This is a genomic window from Geodermatophilus sp. SYSU D01045 (genome assembly GCF_054050295.1).
Map to the genome: position 1 here is coordinate 66459 of NZ_JBJGZB010000002.1, position 14334 is coordinate 80792.

Genomic DNA, 14334 nt, shown 5'->3' on the forward strand with positions numbered 1-14334 from the left:
CCGGGACCGTCCTCGACCCGTCAGACGACTTCGGGAACGTCCTGAGCGGCGTGCTGGCCTCCGTCCTGGACGAACCGTGGCTCGTCGCGCTGTTCGCCCTCCTGGCAGTCCGTGCCGTCGTCCGGCTGGTCCGGAGCGTCATCCACGGGGTGCACCCACGGGACCCGGTGCGTCGCTTCTCGCGGGCGGACAAGCGGGCCGTCCTCGACCGGGCCGGACACCGCTGTGAGCACTACTCGCTCCTCGGCGGCCGCTGCCGGGCCACCACGGACCTGCAGGCCGACCACGTCCACCCGCATAGCCGGGGTGGCGCGACGACGGTCGAGAACGGCCAGGCGCTGTGTCCGCGGCACAACAAGCAGAAGTCGGCGCGCGTGCCGTGGAACTGGCAGCTCCGTCGACTGGAGCGCCGTCGGGCCGCATACTTCCCGTCCGGCGTGCCGACCGCCGTCGTCCGGCACCGCGGCCGGCAGCCCGCCGCGACGGTGACGTCGCGCACGGCTCCTTGAGGATCCCGGCACCTGCCTAACCCGGACGGGTGAGGCGCCGCTGCCTTTCGTCGGTGCCGCCCGGTACCAATCCCGAGGACTCCGATCCGATCGGGTTCCGTTGGTCCGACGACGTGCTGACAGGCGGGTGCGACCCGCACACGGGGAGAGATGTTCCGCCAACCGCTGCGCCGCGATCCCCTCGTCGTCGGCTGGGCCGTGGTCCTGCTGCTGGCCGGCTTCGTCGCGCTCAACGCAAACACCGAGTGGAGCGGCTCCGTCGAGCCCGAGCGCGTCGCCGGTTTCATCGTCGACCTCGCCACCGCGTTCCTCTGGTCCTTCTTCCTCCTGCTCCTCCTCGCCTGGCTGCGCGCCAAGGGCTGGTTCGGTGACGCCGCCGGCCCGGCGCCGAAGCACCCGAAGCCCGAGCAGCCCCGGTCCGCCCTGCCGTGGACCGACCGCTGGATCCGCGACTGGCGCCAGGAGGCGGCCCGGGGCCGCCCGGCCGGCGACGCCGAGCCCCAGCTGCTCGCCTGCCGGCACGGCGTCCCGGCCGGCCCCGTGCCTGACGGCCAGGTGCCCGTCCTGCGCGCGATCTCGGTCAGCCACACGATCGTCCGGCCGGGCTCGGAGGTCCTCGTCACCTGGTGCTTCGAGCACGCCCGCGACGTCCTCGTCGACGGCCATCCCGGGCACCCGCCGTGCGGTGAGGCGCTCGTCCGCATCGACGCCAGTCGCCGGGTCGACGTCACCGGCCGCAACCGCTTCACGACGACGCCGGCGGCCACCCCCGTCGTCGCCGCCGTGGCCGTGCCGCAGCTCGACCTGCCGAGCGTCACCGCGCCGCCGCCGGTGTCCCTGCGCGCCGACGTCGCCGCCACCGTCGGCGCGCCCTCGCCGGTCACCGACCGGCTCGACGCCTTCTGGGCCACCCAGGACGCCCTCCGCCCCCGGATCGAGGTGTCGCCGCGCCTCGTCGGCGTGCCCGACTCCCTCCTCGACAGCCTCCGGCGTGCCGGAAGGAAGGACACCCCGTGACCCGCCGCCGGTCCCTCCGCGCCGTCGTCAGCGAGCAGCTGCTCACCGTCGCCGGCGCCAACCGCGAGGTCCTGCAGGACGCCCCCAAGGAGCGCGGCAAGCAGGTCGCGATGGGCGCGGTGCTCGTCTGCACCGCCGCGCTCGCCGCCGTCTCCGCGAGCTACGCGCTGTACCTCGCCCTGCACCTGTGGGTGCCCGTCGCGGTCCTCGGCGGCCTGGCGTGGGGCCTCATCATCCTCAACCTCGACCGCTGGCTGGTCGTCTCCACGCCGCGGCTGACGAGCAAGGTCGGCACCGTCGCGATGGCCCTGCCGCGCGTGGCCCTCGCCGTGCTCATCGGCGCGGTCGTCTCCACGCCGCTCACCCTCGCCGTCTTCAGCGCCGAGATCGACACCGAGGTTGAGGTGATGGCGGCCGAGGCCGAGGACGAGTTCACGCAGCAGCTCGCCGAGGACACCCGCTACGCGCAGCTGCCCGCCATGCGCGAGCAGATCGCGGCGCTGCAGGCCGACATCGCCGACGGCGTCACCCAGGCCGACGTCGCGGAGGACCCCGCCGTCGCCGCCCTGCAGGCCCGGTTCGACGCCGTCGACGCGCGCTACAACGCCGCGGAGGCGGCCTACAACGCCGAGCTCGACGGCAGCGGCGGCACCGGCCAGCGCGGCTACGGCCCGGCGACGACGGCCCGGCAGGCCGACCGGGACCGGCTGCGCGCCGAGCGGGACGACGTCGCCGCGGAGCTCGAGGAGCTGGAGGCGCAGACCTACGAGCAGCTGCTCGCCGAGGAGGCGCAGAACACCGCCGACCAGCAGGCGGACCTCGAGGAGCTGCAGGCGCTGGTCGCCGACGCCGAGGAGCAGCGCGCCGAGGACGTCGCGGCGCACGACGCGGCCATCGACGACAGCGACGGGATCCTCGCCCGGATGACCGCGATGGAGCGCATCCAGGACGACGAGCCGACGCTTGCGACGGCGCACGCGCTGCTGTTCGCGTTCCTCACCGCGCTCGAGTGCCTGCCGATCCTGTTCAAGACGATGCTCGCCCTCGCGCCGCCGTCCCTCTACGAGCGGCTGCTCGCACTGGGGGAGGAGAAGGTCGAGGAGCGGGTGCGGCTGCGGATGCAGACCGAGTACGAGGAGGCCGAGGTGCTGGCGAAGTCGGCGCTCGCGGCCGCCGAAGCGCGGGCGGCCCGCACGCTGGAGGCTGAGTCCCGGGCCACCGGGCTGGTGCTGGAGGCGCAGCTCGAGGTGACCCGCCAGGGCGTCGAGCGCTGGAAGGACCAGCAGCTCACCCCTGCCGGAGCTGCCCCCGCCGGCACCGGCATCGGCACGAGCTTCGTCAAGCAGCCCCGTCCCGGCCCCCGGCCCGACTCGTGGCCGGTCGGCACCCAGAACTGACAGGAGACCCGATGACCCTCACCGAGCGGACGCTGTGGGCGCTGGCCGCGGCCGCGTACCCCGCCGTCCCCGTGCACGACTACGACGCCGTCCACCGCACCTTCGGCCCGGCGTTCGGCCCCTGGCGACCGGTCGTCGTCGGCCGCGACGGCGGGCCGGTCACCGTGCTCGCCGCCGGCGGGAACACCGACCCGCTGGCGGCGCTGACCGCCGTCGCCGAGGAGTGGCGCGCGCTGTGCGACCTCCCGGCGCAGGTGCCGCTCGCCCCGTGCCCGGAGCACCCGGCCGCCGGCGACGTCGCCCGCTCCGCCCCGCAGGGGCTGCTCCTGCGGCACGGCCTGGCCCGGCTCGACGGGCACGCCGGCGAGGTCGACGTCCCCTCCGACCTGGCCCTAGAGCTGCGGCCGCGCCGGTGAGCGGTCACAGCCACGCCTCGATCTCGTCCAGCTGCGCGTGGGTGAGCCCGACGTAGAGGTCCGGGGCGACCACCAGCACGTGCGGGTGGGCGGCCAGCCAGTCGCCGGTGTCGGCCGCCTGCTCGGCCAGGTCGTCGTCGATCCACACGATCCGCCGGTCCGGCTCCGCCGCGGCCACCTCCTGAGCGACGGCCAGCTTCCACCAGCCCGACTCGCCCCAGAGCGGTCCGAGAAACCCGGTCGGCGCGGAGTCGGTGCGGGCGTGGGTCTTGAGCCCGCGCGGCAGGCCCATCGGTTCGGCCAGCAGCCGGTCGGCGTCGGTGGTCCAGGTGGTCAGCCACTGGATCTCCACCCGGCCCGACTCGTGCAGCTCCCGCAGCCGCGCGGTGACGGTGGGGTCCCAGGACAGCACGAAGCCGTTGAACGTCCCCCGCTGCCAGCCGTCGGGCAGCGTGCGGACGGGCGCGTTGAGCACGCCGTCGACGTCGAGCAGCAGGATCGGACGGTCCCCGGTCGAGCCCATGGGCGGTTCCTACCCCCGGCGACGACCGACGGCGTCTCGCCCGGCTCTCGGTCCGTGCGCACGAGTCACAGGCGTCCCGCGGTCACCCCTGCGGGGCGGGAGGTCGTGGTGCTACGGGTCACGGTGCGGCAGCATCCCGAGGCGGTCCGCCACCGTTCCGGATCGACCGGCCACGCGCCGCGCGGTGCGGCATCCCGCCGCCCCGCGACCAGGAGCACCACGGGAGAAGAACAACCATGACTGTCGTCCTCGCCAAGGGTGGGAACGTCTCGCTGTCCAAGGAGGCCCCCGGCCTCACGGCCATCAACGTCGGTCTCGGGTGGGACGTCAACACGTTCTCCAACTTCGAGTACGACCTCGACGCCTCGGCGATCATGCTCGACGCCAGTGGCCGGGTCACCCCGGACGACTCGGGCTTCGTCTTCTACAACAACCTGCGCAGCCCCGACGGCTCCGTCGTCCACACCGGCGACAACCTGACCGGTGAGGGCGACGGGGACGACGAGATGATCCAGGTCGACCTGACGGCCGTCCCGCAGTTCGTCCAGAAGATCGTCTTCCCGGTCTCCATCCACGACGCCGACAACCGCCGGCAGAACTTCGGCGGCGTCCGCAACGCCTTCATCCGCGTCGTCGACCAGGTCACCGGGCGGGAGGTCACCCGCTACGACCTCACCGAGGACGCCTCCATGGAGACCGCGATGGTCTTCGGTGAGCTCTACCGGCACAACGGCGACTGGAAGTTCCGCGCCGTCGGCCAGGGCTACGCCTCCGGCCTGCGCGGCATCGCGCAGGACTTCGGCGTTAACGTCGCCTGACCCGTCCTCCCGCGGTCCGGCCCCGCAGCGACGAGCGCGGGACCGGACCGCGGGCCTGAGCCCTTCCCCCTCAGAAAAGGTAGGTCATGATCGACTACACCCGACCGCCGAAGCAGAAGCCGGCCGGCGTCTCCCTCGGCAAGGTCACGCTCACCAAGGCGGCCCCGTCGGTCTCGCTGTCCAAGGCGCAGGGCGCCCGCGGGCAGTGGCGCGTCAACTTGAACTGGAACCAGCGTCCGGGACGCGGGTTCTTCGACAAGCGTGAGGCGGTCGACCTCGACCTCGGCTGCCTCTGGGAGACCGCCGACGGCGACAAGGGCGTCGTCCAGGCGCTCGGCAACACGTTCGGTGATCTGCACCGGCCGCCCTACGTCCTCCTCGACGGCGACGACCGCTCGGGCACGAACGCGGGTGGCGAGAACCTCATCGTCAACCTGGACCACCTCGACGAGATCAAGCGCATCCTGGTCTTCGCTTACATCTACGAGGGCGCGCCGAACTGGGCCACGGCCCAGGGAGTCGTCACGCTGTTCGGTCAGAACGGCAACGAGTTCACCGTCCATCTCGACGAGCACGCCCGGGACGCGCGCTTCTGCGCCATCGCCATGGTGACCAACGAGCGCGGCCATCTGCGCGTCCAGCGCGAGATCCGCTACCTCCAGGGCAGTCAGAGCCATCTGGACCAGGCGTACGGCTGGGGTCTCCGCTGGAAGGCCGCCCGCAAGTAGCCCGCTTCCTCCTCCCACCCGAGACCGCCCTCGCTGTGGTCCCCTGAAAGGCACCCCTTGATCCGCTACTTCGGCTTCTCCGTCTTCCTGACGGCGGCCGCCCTCGTCACCGCCGTGCTCTTCGGCGGTCCCGCCGCGCTCCTCGCCGTCGCCGTACTCGGCGTCCTCGAGGTCTGCCTGTCCTTCGACAACGCCGTCGTCAACGCCAAGGTCCTCCGGAACATGAGCCCGCTGTGGCGGAAGCTGTTCCTCTACGTCGGGATCTTCATCGCCGTGTTCGGCATGCGGCTGCTGCTGCCGATCCTGCTCGTCTCGGTGACGGCGCAGTTGTCCATCCCCGAGGTCTGGGACCTGGCGCTCACCGACCAGGAGGCCTACGCCGAGAACGTCGAGGCGTCCGCCGAGGCGATCTACACCTTCGGCGGGATCTTCCTGCTGATGATCTTCCTGAACTTCGCCTTCGACGAGGAGCGCGACGTCCACTGGCTCGCCTGGCTGGAGAAGCCGCTGGCCAAGGCCGGCAAGCTGCCCTACCTGTCGATCGTCATCGCGCTCGCGGTCATCTACACCGGCTCGCAGATCGCCGACGACGACAAGTACGGCACCGTCCTGCTCTCCGGCCTCGCCGGCCTGTTCACCTACCTGCTCATCGGCGGGCTCAACGAGCTCATGGAGTCCGACGACGACGAGGACGAGGAGTCGACGCCGTCGGCCACCGGCACCGCCACCAAGGCGGTCGCCGGCGCCGGGTTCGCCGCGTTCCTCTACCTCGAGGTGCTCGACGCGTCGTTCAGCTTCGACGGCGTCATCGGCGCGTTCGCCATCAGCAGCGACATCCTGATCATCGCCCTGGGCCTCGGCATCGGTGCCTTCTGGGTGCGGTCGCTGACGATCTTCATGGTCGACCGCGGCACGCTCGAGCAGTACCGCTACCTCGAGCACGGCGCCATGTGGGCGATCGGTGTGCTCGCGGCGATCATGATCCTCGAGCTGCGGTTCCACATCAGCGAGTACGTCACCGGCCTCACCGGCCTGCTGTTCATCGTCGCGGCGGTCGTAGCCAGCGTCGTCGCGCAGCGGCGGGAGGAGGCCCGCGAGGTCCCCGCGGCGTCGTCCGACGAGGACCCGCAGCCCGAGCGGGAGACCGTCTCGGTCTGACTCCCTCACCTGCACGACCCGGTGCCCCGGCCGCCTCGCGCGGCCGGGGCACCGGCGTCTTCAGCCGACGAGGACGGCGAGATCGGCGTAGAGGTTCTCGTCCTGCTCGCAGGCGACGGTGGCGGCGACCGTCCGCCCGTCCGCGGCGAGGGCGAGCGGCGCGGGGATGCCGTCGGGGCACAGCTTGACGTCGGCGACGGTCTCCCCGGTGGCGAGCTCGACGGTGGCCAGGCCGACGCCTGCCCCCGGCCGCCCGTGGACCAGGTAGACGTGCCGCCCGCCCGGCTCGACGGCGAGGTCGGTGCCCGAGCCGGGCAGCACCGCGGTCGAGCCCACCGCGCCGTCCCGGACGGTCACCAGCCGCGGCTCGCCGGTGTCCCACTCGCCCGCGACGACCGACACCACCGTCGTCCCGTCGGCCAGCACGGCCAGCGCGTAGCCGGTGCTCTCCGGCTCCTCGACCAGCTCCACCGGCTCGCCGGCGGGCAGCAGGTCGGCGTCGTACTGCGCCAGGACGACGCCGTCGACGTCGCCCTCCGCGTCGCGGTCGACGGTCACCAGCGCCGCCAGGCCGCCGTCGGGACGCAGGGCGACGTCCCGTGCGACCGCCTGGCCCGGCGTCTCGAGCTGCAGCGCCGCGCTGGCGGTGACCTCGCCGGTGGCGACGTCGACGGTGGCCAGGCGGCTGACGGTGTCGCCGTCGACGTACCACTGCAGGCTCGCGTGCAGCGTCGTGCCGTCGGGGGAGAGGACGCCGGTGCCGGTGTCGGGCGTGCCGAGCTCCGCGTCGGCGGCGATGCGGCGGACGTCGGGCTCGTCGCTGCCGGGCTCGAGGACGGCGAGGGCGAGGTCCAGCTCCCGGCCGCCGCCGCTGGTGTCGGCGGGCACGATCGGCACGAGGGCGACCACCGTGCCGTCGGGCGCGACGTGCACCTCGCCGAGGTCGAGGGCGGGCGGGCCCTCGGTCACGGTGTCGACGACCAGGCCGCCGTCGCCCGGGACGAGCTCGACCAGGACGCTGCGGTGGTTGCTGGCGAGGTCGCCGGTCATGAGGACGACGAAGCCGCCGTCCGGGGTGGCGGCGACATCGGAGAGCCGAACGTGCCCCTCGACGTCCGCGTCGACCTCCACCTGCCCGAGGACCTCGGTGAGCGGTCCGGCGGCGGCCGGCCCGCCCGGCTCGGCGACGCCGGCGACGGAGGTCGAGCAGCCGGCCGCGAGGACGGCGGAGGCGAGCAGCGCGGCGGCGCCGGGACGGGACGAGCGCATGGGGGAGGGCTCCTGGGGGGCGTGGGCTGTTGCCCGCACCCTCGGCTGGGGCGCTTGCGGTGACCTTGCGTCTCGCCAACGCGGGTGACGCGCAGCGCGCGCCGACGCCGTTCCGGTGCCGGGACGCGTCAGGGTGTCGGGAGACCGACCACCTGAGGAGCACCGTGCGCATCGGAACGTGGAACCTGCGGCTCTGCCCGAGCCCGTCGTCGGCGAAGGGGCAGGCCATCTCGGCCTGGCTCGACGGCCAGAAGGCCGACCTCTGGCTGCTGACCGAGGTGCACCGGGACTGGGACCCGCGCGGTGGCTCCTTCACCGTCTCGCCGCCCCGGAGCTTCGACGGCGACGAGCCGAAGCGGTGGGCCGGCATCGAGACGAAGCTACCCCTGACCCCGGTGCCGGCGGGCGGTGAGCACCCGGGGGAGGAGGGGCTCGTCCTCGCCCGCGTCGAGGTCGACGGGACGACGGTCCTGGTCGCCTGCTCGGTCCTGCCGTAGAAGGGGGCCCACGAGTACTGGCACGGGCTCCCGACCGGTCAGTTCGCGCAGTTCGACCTCGTGCTGCAACACCACCTCGAGCGGATCCGCGGTGAGCGCCGTGAGGGTGAGCCGCTCGTCTGGGGCGGGGACTTCAACCAGCCGCTCCAGCGCCCGCTCGACGGGACCACAGTCGCCGGGATGGCCGCGCTCCAGTCGGCGTTCGACTCGCTCGGGCTGGTGGCGCTGACCGCGGGGGCCGAGCACCTCAACGGCCGGATGCGCTCGATCGACCACCTGGCCGTCAGCGAGCACTTCGCCGGCAGCGCTGCACAGACGCACCGGCCGACGTGGCCCGACGGCAGGAACGTCAGCGACCACGCCGCCTACACGGCTGACGTCGTCCTGCCCCGGACGTGACGGAGGCCGTCCCACCGCGGTCAACCGTGGCGGGACGGCCTCGTCACGAGTGCGTCAGAGGGTGACGTGCTCGATGTCGTACCACGCGTCGTCGCCGACGGTCGCCTTCAGCCAGTCGAGGAAGGGCTGCTGGTCGACCCGGTAGCCGAAGCCGGTGCCGGCGCAGGCGCCGTTCATGACGAACGAGTTGACCGCGGTCACCGTGTCCCCGACGAGGACCGGGCCGCCGGAGTCGCCGAAGCAGGTGCCGCCGCGGCCGCTGCCCGGGTTGGTCGACAGCTTCACGTTGTAGCCGCCGGCGTTGGTGCCGTTCAGCCCGATGATGAAGCTCTCGGCGGTCAGCCGCTCCCGGTAGGCGACCTGCTTGGTCTGGCTGCCGTTGCTCTCCTGCACGCCGTAACCCGAGATCGTCGTGGTCGCCGAGTTGCCCGGGTGGTCCGACTTGTACGCGTCGAGGTAACCGGCGCCGGCCAGGGAGGCGTACTCGTTGATGTCGTAGGTGTCCTCCACCGACTGGTCGAGGATCAGCACGCCGGCGTCCTTGGTCTCCGGGATGTTGCCGAGACCCTCGTAGCCGTACGAGTAGAGCTCGTGCGACTCGACGCCACCGCTGGTCGGGTAGCCCGGCACCTTCGCCTGGACGTCCTGCTCGAAGTACACCCGCGCGCTGGCCGCCAGGGTGCCCTCGTCGTCCGAGGTCACGCAGTGCCCGGCCGTCAGGAAGACGGTGTCGGTCAGCAGGGTGCCGGAGCAGCGGTGGGAGGGGGTGCCGTCGGTGTTGTAGAAGACGGCGAGGCCGACGTAGTCGTGCACGGTGTCGTCGGTGAAGTTGCCCGTGATCGCCTGCGCGGCGGTCCCTCCGGCCAGCAGCATCGCCGACGCCAGTGCCACCGTGGTCACGGTCTTCCGCATCCGGTTCCTCCCTCGGTTCCGAGCCGGTCCAGCACCGGCCGCCGAGAGGTCAGACAGTGTGACTAACGGCACGCCAGAGCGGAGCCGGACCATTCCGTTCGGTCACGTGGGGCTCGTGTGACGACGGTGTCCCGCCTCGCGCGCCGACTGCCGATGGGGCAGGGGAGCGGCGGACGAACCACGACCCCCGGCGCTCGGGGAGTGCACTCCATGGCTGGACGACGACGGCTCCAGGACCGCCTCGCGGTCCTCGGCGGCGCGCGGCCCGACCTGCTCGAGGCCGCGCCCGGCGCGCGTCCGCGGTTCGCCGCGCTCGGCGGGGTCCTGCTCAGCACCGGCGGGCTCGCCGTCGCGTCGGCGTCGTTCGCGCTGCACATGGCCCTCGGCGTCTGGTGGCCGTTCGCGCTGGTGCTCGGCCTCGGCTGGGGCGCCGTCGTGGTCAACCTCGACCGGATGCTTCTCGTCGGCATGGCGCACGACGCCTCGCTCAAGCGCAACCTCGCCCTCGCCGTCCCGCGCGTGGGGCTGGCGCTGATCCTAGGCGTCGTCGTCGCGACACCTCTGACGCTGCAGGTGTTCCACAAGGAGATCGACGCCGAGATCACCGTCATGCAGGCCGAGGCCGCGGACGCGTACCGGCAGTCGCTGGAGTCCGACGCGCGCTTCGCCGGCCTCGACGAGCTGCAGGAGCGGGTGACGCAGGGGCAGGACGTCGTCGCCACGGGCGGGCAGAGCGACCCGGCGCTGGCCGCCGTGCAGGCCGACGTCGCCGCCAAGCAGTCCGCCTACGACGCCGCCCTCGCCACCCAGCGCGACCTCGAGGCGCGGGCGCAGTGCGAGCTCGACGGCACCTGTGGCACCGGCGACCCGGGCACCGGCGACGCCTACGTGCAGGCGCGCGCCGCTGCCGACGCGCAGGCCGGCGTCGTCGCCTCGGCCCGTGCGGCCTTGGACGACGCGCAGGACGCGGCGTCCGACGCCGAGTCGCGCAGCGCCGACCTCGCCGCCGCCTCCCTCGCCACCGACCAGGCGGAGCTCGCCCGGCTGACCGCCGAGCTGGACCGGCTGCAGGCCGCGTTCGACGCCACCAACGAGGGCTCCGGCGGCATCCTGCTGCGGCTGGAGGCGCTCGACCGGCTCAGCGACCGCAACGCCACGCTCGCCGCGGCGAAGTTCATGCTGTCGCTGCTGTTCATGTGCGTCGAGATCCTGCCGGTGCTCATGAAGGTGCTGCTCAACTTCGGTCCGCCGACCGCCTACGACAAGCTCGCGGCGCTGCGCGACACCGGCGACGTGGACATCGAGGAGATGCAGCAGCAGTCGCGGCGCACGGTGGCCGAGGCCAAGGAGGAGATGCTGGTCATGGCCGAGCAGGAGCGGCTGGACCGGCAGAAGGCCGCCATCCGCGCCCGCCACCTCGCCGCGCTCGCCCAGGCGCAGGTCGAGGCCGAGGGGGCCACCCGACCGGTGCCGCAGCCGGCGCCGCCGGTCGACGAGCCCGTCCAGAAGCTCTGGGACACCGGCCCCATCCGCCTGGCCCGCTCGGCCGCGCGCACCATCCGCCCGCCCCGCCGTCCGGGTAACCGGGTCACGTCCGGTGTCTGACGCCGGCCCGGCGGATCCTCACGCCGGACTGATCGGTCGCATCCGCGAGGTCGGCGTCCCCACGGCCTGACCGCGCCCGGTCACCAGGAGCTGGTCGGCTGCAGCACGGCCTCGGTCAGCGCCTGGGTGCGCAGGTGCGTGACCTGTTGGTACTCGGGGTCGGCGACCATGCGGCTGAACGCCTCGCGCGACGGGTAGCGGACGAGCAGCACCGCGTCCCAGTCCTGGCCCTGCTCGGCCACCAGCGGGGTGCCGCCGTCGCCGGCGTAGAGGACCTCGCCGCCGTAGCGGGGGAGGAAGGTCTCCGACAGCGCCTGCGCGTACCGGTCGTACGACTCCCGGCCGCCCTCGGCGAAGCGCAGCAGGTTGAGCATCACCACCGGCCCGCCCGGGTCCTCCTGCAGGTAGCGCTTGAGGTCGGCTCCGCGCGGGTCGATCGCCATGTCCGGACGCTAACAAGGGACGTCGCCGGTGCACTTCCGCGGATGTGCACACCGGATCCCGTGGGGGGTGCCCTCGCCGCGTGGCGCGGCGGCACACTGGAGACGTGCTCGAGCTCGACCACGTGCTCTGCATGGCCAGTCCGGAGGAGGCCTGGGCCGAGCGGCTCACCGCGGCCGGCTGGGAGCTCGACGCCGGGACGGCGCACCCCGGGCAGGGCACCCGCAACCGGCGGCTCCTCCTCGCCGGGCACTACCTGGAGCTGGTGTGGGTCGAGGACCGCGCCGAGGCCCGCGGCAACCCGCTGAGGCTGGACCGCCGGGCCGACTGGGCCACCACGGGTGCCAGCCCGTTCGGCATCGGGCTGCGCGGCCGGCTCCCACCCGAGCAGGAGCCCGCCTTCTGGCCGTACGCCGACCTCGGCTTCCCGATCTGGGTGCACCGCGACGACGAGCGCCACCCTGCACGCCCGCTGGTCTTCGTGCTCGACCTCCCGCTCCGCCGCCGCGCCGGCACGGCGGCGGCTGCCGGGGCGCTGCAGTGTGTCCACCACGTCGGGCCCGCCGGGGCGGACGTCCCGCGCTACGCCGGTCCACGGCTCGTGCACCGCCGCGGCCGGCACCGGCTGGAGCTGGTCGTCGACGCCGGCCGTCCCGTCCAGGTGTCCGACCTGCTGGCCATCCGGATCACCGACGTCTGAGGCCGGCGCTACCGCTCGGCCAGGCGCTCCAGTGCGGCGGTGAACGAGTCGTTCCACAGGCCGAGGTGCGGCCAGCGCTCGGCGACGTGCGCCGTCGCCTGGTCCGGCGTCATGCCCTCCTCGCGGACCAGCCAGGCGCGCAGCACCAGGCCGGTGCGCGAGGCCCCGCCGTGGCAGTGCACGAGCACCCGGTGGCCCTCGGCGCGCAGCGCGGCGAGGTCGTCGAGGACGTCGGTCAGCACGACGTCGACGTCGACGTTGTGGCTGTTGTCGGCGATGTAGGCCATCCGGTGCAGCGTGTGCGGGAACGGCTCCGCCAGCCGGCACAGGCTGATGACGGCGAAGTCCTCGTCGCTGGCGCGGGCGCCGTCGAGGTTCCCCGCCCAGATGCCGGGCAGCACCTCCGCGGGACCGATCCGCGGGATGACGCCCGTCTCGGCCTGGAAGAACTCCTTGCCGTCCAGAGCGGCGGCCAGCGGCAGCAGGTCGGGCAGCCGCCACACGCGGTCCCCGTATCCGGGCACCCGGCCGTGCACCACGGACGCCCACCGCATCGGGATGCCGCCCATCCCGTACACCGCGCCGGCCAGGCCGCCGGCCACGCAGGCGACCGTGTCGGTGTCGCCGCCGAGGTCGACCACCAGGCGCAGCACCTCCGCGAAGTCGCGCCCGTGCCGCAGCGCCCACAGCGCCTGGCCGAGCGTCGGCCACACCGCGCCGTTGGACTCGGTCGCCATCGAGGGCTCCCAGTCCGGCGCCAGGACGGCCGCCCAGCGGTCGCGGTGCTCCTCCGCGACCAGCGCGAGCGCCGCGGGGACGGCGGCCAGCGGGTCCCCGCCGTCCAGCGCCACCCGCACGAGCTCGTGGAAGACGGCGCAGCCCTCACCGGCCGCCGGGTCGCCGTGCGTGAGCGCCGAGATGCGCCGGGCGGCGTCCACGGTGGCCTCGGTGCCGGACCGGGAGAACCAGATCGCCGCCGGCGTCGTCCGCATCAGCGAGCCGTTGCCCGCCGCCTGTCCGGTGCGGGCGAAGTACTCGGCCGCCGCGCGGTCCCACGGCAGGCCGGAGTCGAACACCGCTCGCGTCTGCACGCCGATGTCCGGCGGGCCGGCCGCCGCCCAGGTCGCGAACCGGTCGTAGACGTCGGCCTCGTCGAGCCCGTCCCGCTCGACCAGTGACTGCGCCACCAGCAGCGCCATCTGCGTGTCGTCGGTGAACTCGCCCGGCTCCCACCCCAGCGACCCGCCGCCGCACATCTCGGTCGCCGATCCGCGCGCGGCCACGGGGAAGCGAGCGGAGAACGCCCCGGCCGGGCCGAACTCGAACGGCGCCCCGAGCGCGTCGCCCACCACCGACCCGACGAGCGCACCCGCCACCCGGTGCGAGCGGTGCAGTCCTGCGGTCACGTACTCAGTCTCCGTGACGGGCTGACGGCGCCGCCTTACGCGCGGGGCTGCGTGTGTTCCGTCCACCGCATCCCGTCGAACCACCGCACGAGCCGGGGGTCCTGCTGATCCGGATACCAACCCGCCGGCGGAGCCGGGGGAACGGGCCGCGGAGGCGGGGGCGCCGGTAGGGCGTGCGGGAGTGCCGGCGGACGAGGGTGCAAGGGCTGCGGCGGGACAGGTGGCTGCCCCGGCCGGGACATTTGTGTGATGGCCTGCAACTGCTGGAAGTGCATCTGCTGCTGACCGCCGGCCTGGACCTGCTGTTGGACTGCCGCGTACTCGCCTTGAGTGATCAGCTGGCGTTGGTGCTCGAGTGCCACAGCCTGTTGCGCCACCTGGGCGCGCGCTGCGTTCCGCGTCTGCCTGGCATAGCGCGTCATGCGGTCTTCCTGGCTGCGGAAGGACACCACTCCCACGGTGAAGATCGAAGCCGTCTTGCGCAGCAGTCCCACGGGCACGTTCCTGTCTTCGGGGTGGTCAGCGCTCCGCATCGTCGC

General features: G+C 73.4%; 17 protein-coding genes. 11 read left to right on the forward strand and 6 right to left on the reverse strand.

What is annotated here, in order from left to right; all coding sequences use genetic code 11:
• The first annotated feature begins 50 nt into the window (after positions 1-50).
• The 4 genes from ACI798_RS02085 (at position 51) to ACI798_RS02100 (ending at position 3339) form a co-directional block, all read left to right on the forward strand.
• Positions 51-509 (forward strand): HNH endonuclease, encoded by a 459-nt coding sequence (locus ACI798_RS02085; protein ID WP_457047082.1) that lies wholly within the window; start codon positions 51-53, stop codon positions 507-509.
• Between the two features lie 150 nt (positions 510-659).
• Positions 660-1526 (forward strand): hypothetical protein, encoded by an 867-nt coding sequence (locus ACI798_RS02090; protein WP_457047083.1) that lies wholly within the window; start codon positions 660-662, stop codon positions 1524-1526.
• Positions 1523-2923 carry a DUF4407 domain-containing protein gene (locus tag ACI798_RS02095; protein WP_457047084.1) on the forward strand — a complete coding sequence of 467 codons (1401 nt, stop codon included), beginning with the start codon at positions 1523-1525 and terminating at the stop codon, positions 2921-2923. Before ACI798_RS02090 ends, ACI798_RS02095 begins: the two co-directional genes overlap by 4 nt.
• An 11-nt stretch (positions 2924-2934) precedes the next feature.
• Positions 2935-3339, forward strand: a complete 405-nt coding sequence (locus ACI798_RS02100) for a hypothetical protein (RefSeq protein WP_457047085.1) — start codon at positions 2935-2937, stop codon at positions 3337-3339.
• A gap of 4 nt (positions 3340-3343) precedes the next feature.
• On the opposite strand, the gene ACI798_RS02105 is transcribed toward ACI798_RS02100, so the two are convergent.
• A complete protein-coding gene (locus ACI798_RS02105; RefSeq protein ID WP_457047086.1) occupies positions 3344-3862 on the reverse strand; it encodes an HAD domain-containing protein in 519 nt (172 codons plus the stop codon).
• Positions 3863-4098: 236 nt separating this feature from the next.
• On the opposite strand from ACI798_RS02105, the gene ACI798_RS02110 reads away from it, so the two are divergent.
• From ACI798_RS02110 to ACI798_RS02120, 3 genes are all read left to right on the forward strand, one after another.
• Positions 4099-4680, forward strand: a complete 582-nt coding sequence (locus tag ACI798_RS02110; RefSeq protein ID WP_457047087.1) for a TerD family protein — start codon at positions 4099-4101, stop codon at positions 4678-4680.
• Positions 4681-4766: 86 nt separating this feature from the next.
• Positions 4767-5408, forward strand: coding sequence for a TerD family protein (locus ACI798_RS02115; RefSeq protein WP_457047088.1), 642 nt, complete (start codon positions 4767-4769; stop codon positions 5406-5408).
• Between the two features lie 57 nt (positions 5409-5465).
• Entirely contained in the window at positions 5466-6566 is a 1101-nt protein-coding gene (locus tag ACI798_RS02120; RefSeq protein WP_456926853.1) for a DUF475 domain-containing protein, read from the forward strand.
• Positions 6567-6626: 60 nt separating this feature from the next.
• On the opposite strand, the gene ACI798_RS02125 is transcribed toward ACI798_RS02120, so the two are convergent.
• Positions 6627-7835 carry a hypothetical protein gene (locus ACI798_RS02125; protein WP_457047089.1) on the reverse strand — a complete coding sequence of 403 codons (1209 nt, stop codon included), beginning with the start codon at positions 7833-7835 and terminating at the stop codon, positions 6627-6629.
• A 164-nt stretch (positions 7836-7999) separates the two neighbouring features.
• Here ACI798_RS02125 and ACI798_RS02130 point away from each other — a divergent pair, with 164 nt between their 5' ends.
• The gene (locus ACI798_RS02130; protein WP_457047090.1) at positions 8000-8332 is read left to right on the forward strand and encodes a hypothetical protein; all 333 of its coding nucleotides are present in this window, start codon (positions 8000-8002) and stop codon (positions 8330-8332) included.
• Positions 8333-8392: 60 nt separating this feature from the next.
• Positions 8393-8731: a hypothetical protein gene (locus ACI798_RS02135; RefSeq protein WP_457047091.1), complete on the forward strand. Its 339-nt coding sequence runs from the start codon at positions 8393-8395 to the stop codon at positions 8729-8731.
• A 54-nt stretch (positions 8732-8785) separates the two neighbouring features.
• On the opposite strand, the gene ACI798_RS02140 is transcribed toward ACI798_RS02135, so the two are convergent.
• Positions 8786-9643 (reverse strand): trypsin-like serine protease, encoded by an 858-nt coding sequence (locus ACI798_RS02140; protein WP_457047092.1) that lies wholly within the window; start codon positions 9641-9643, stop codon positions 8786-8788.
• A gap of 210 nt (positions 9644-9853) precedes the next feature.
• Between ACI798_RS02140 and ACI798_RS02145 the strand changes: the two genes are divergently transcribed.
• Positions 9854-11248 carry a DUF4407 domain-containing protein gene (locus ACI798_RS02145; protein ID WP_457047093.1) on the forward strand — a complete coding sequence of 465 codons (1395 nt, stop codon included), beginning with the start codon at positions 9854-9856 and terminating at the stop codon, positions 11246-11248.
• Positions 11249-11328: 80 nt separating this feature from the next.
• Here the strand turns inward: ACI798_RS02145 and ACI798_RS02150 are convergent, their stop codons facing one another.
• The gene (locus tag ACI798_RS02150) at positions 11329-11691 is read right to left on the reverse strand and encodes a DUF1330 domain-containing protein (protein WP_456939674.1); all 363 of its coding nucleotides are present in this window, start codon (positions 11689-11691) and stop codon (positions 11329-11331) included.
• 104 nt (positions 11692-11795) lie between these two features.
• Between ACI798_RS02150 and ACI798_RS02155 the strand changes: the two genes are divergently transcribed.
• Positions 11796-12389 (forward strand): VOC family protein, encoded by a 594-nt coding sequence (locus ACI798_RS02155; protein ID WP_457047094.1) that lies wholly within the window; start codon positions 11796-11798, stop codon positions 12387-12389.
• An 8-nt stretch (positions 12390-12397) separates the two neighbouring features.
• On the opposite strand, the gene ACI798_RS02160 is transcribed toward ACI798_RS02155, so the two are convergent.
• Positions 12398-13795, reverse strand: coding sequence for an ADP-ribosylglycohydrolase family protein (locus ACI798_RS02160; RefSeq protein WP_457047095.1), 1398 nt, complete (start codon positions 13793-13795; stop codon positions 12398-12400).
• A gap of 35 nt (positions 13796-13830) precedes the next feature.
• Positions 13831-14328: a DUF2510 domain-containing protein gene (locus ACI798_RS02165; protein WP_457047096.1), complete on the reverse strand. Its 498-nt coding sequence runs from the start codon at positions 14326-14328 to the stop codon at positions 13831-13833.
• Between the last annotated feature and the right edge of the window lie 6 nt (positions 14329-14334).

What these genes read in the sequence shown, in the direction of transcription:
- ACI798_RS02100 (WP_457047085.1), top strand. Translation starts at nt 2,935, where the DNA reads ATGACCCTCACCGAGCGGACGCTGTGGGCGCTGGCCGCGGCCGCGTAC.
- ACI798_RS02145 (WP_457047093.1), top strand. Translation starts at nt 9,854, where the DNA reads ATGGCTGGACGACGACGGCTCCAGGACCGCCTCGCGGTCCTCGGCGGC.
- ACI798_RS02105 (WP_457047086.1), bottom strand. Translation starts at nt 3,862, where the DNA reads ATGGGCTCGACCGGGGACCGTCCGATCCTGCTGCTCGACGTCGACGGC.
- ACI798_RS02090 (WP_457047083.1), top strand. Translation starts at nt 660, where the DNA reads ATGTTCCGCCAACCGCTGCGCCGCGATCCCCTCGTCGTCGGCTGGGCC.
- ACI798_RS02115 (WP_457047088.1), top strand. Translation starts at nt 4,767, where the DNA reads ATGATCGACTACACCCGACCGCCGAAGCAGAAGCCGGCCGGCGTCTCC.
- ACI798_RS02165 (WP_457047096.1), bottom strand. Translation starts at nt 14,328, where the DNA reads ATGCGGAGCGCTGACCACCCCGAAGACAGGAACGTGCCCGTGGGACTG.
- ACI798_RS02125 (WP_457047089.1), bottom strand. Translation starts at nt 7,835, where the DNA reads ATGCGCTCGTCCCGTCCCGGCGCCGCCGCGCTGCTCGCCTCCGCCGTC.
- ACI798_RS02150 (WP_456939674.1), bottom strand. Translation starts at nt 11,691, where the DNA reads ATGGCGATCGACCCGCGCGGAGCCGACCTCAAGCGCTACCTGCAGGAG.
- ACI798_RS02140 (WP_457047092.1), bottom strand. Translation starts at nt 9,643, where the DNA reads ATGCGGAAGACCGTGACCACGGTGGCACTGGCGTCGGCGATGCTGCTG.
- ACI798_RS02110 (WP_457047087.1), top strand. Translation starts at nt 4,099, where the DNA reads ATGACTGTCGTCCTCGCCAAGGGTGGGAACGTCTCGCTGTCCAAGGAG.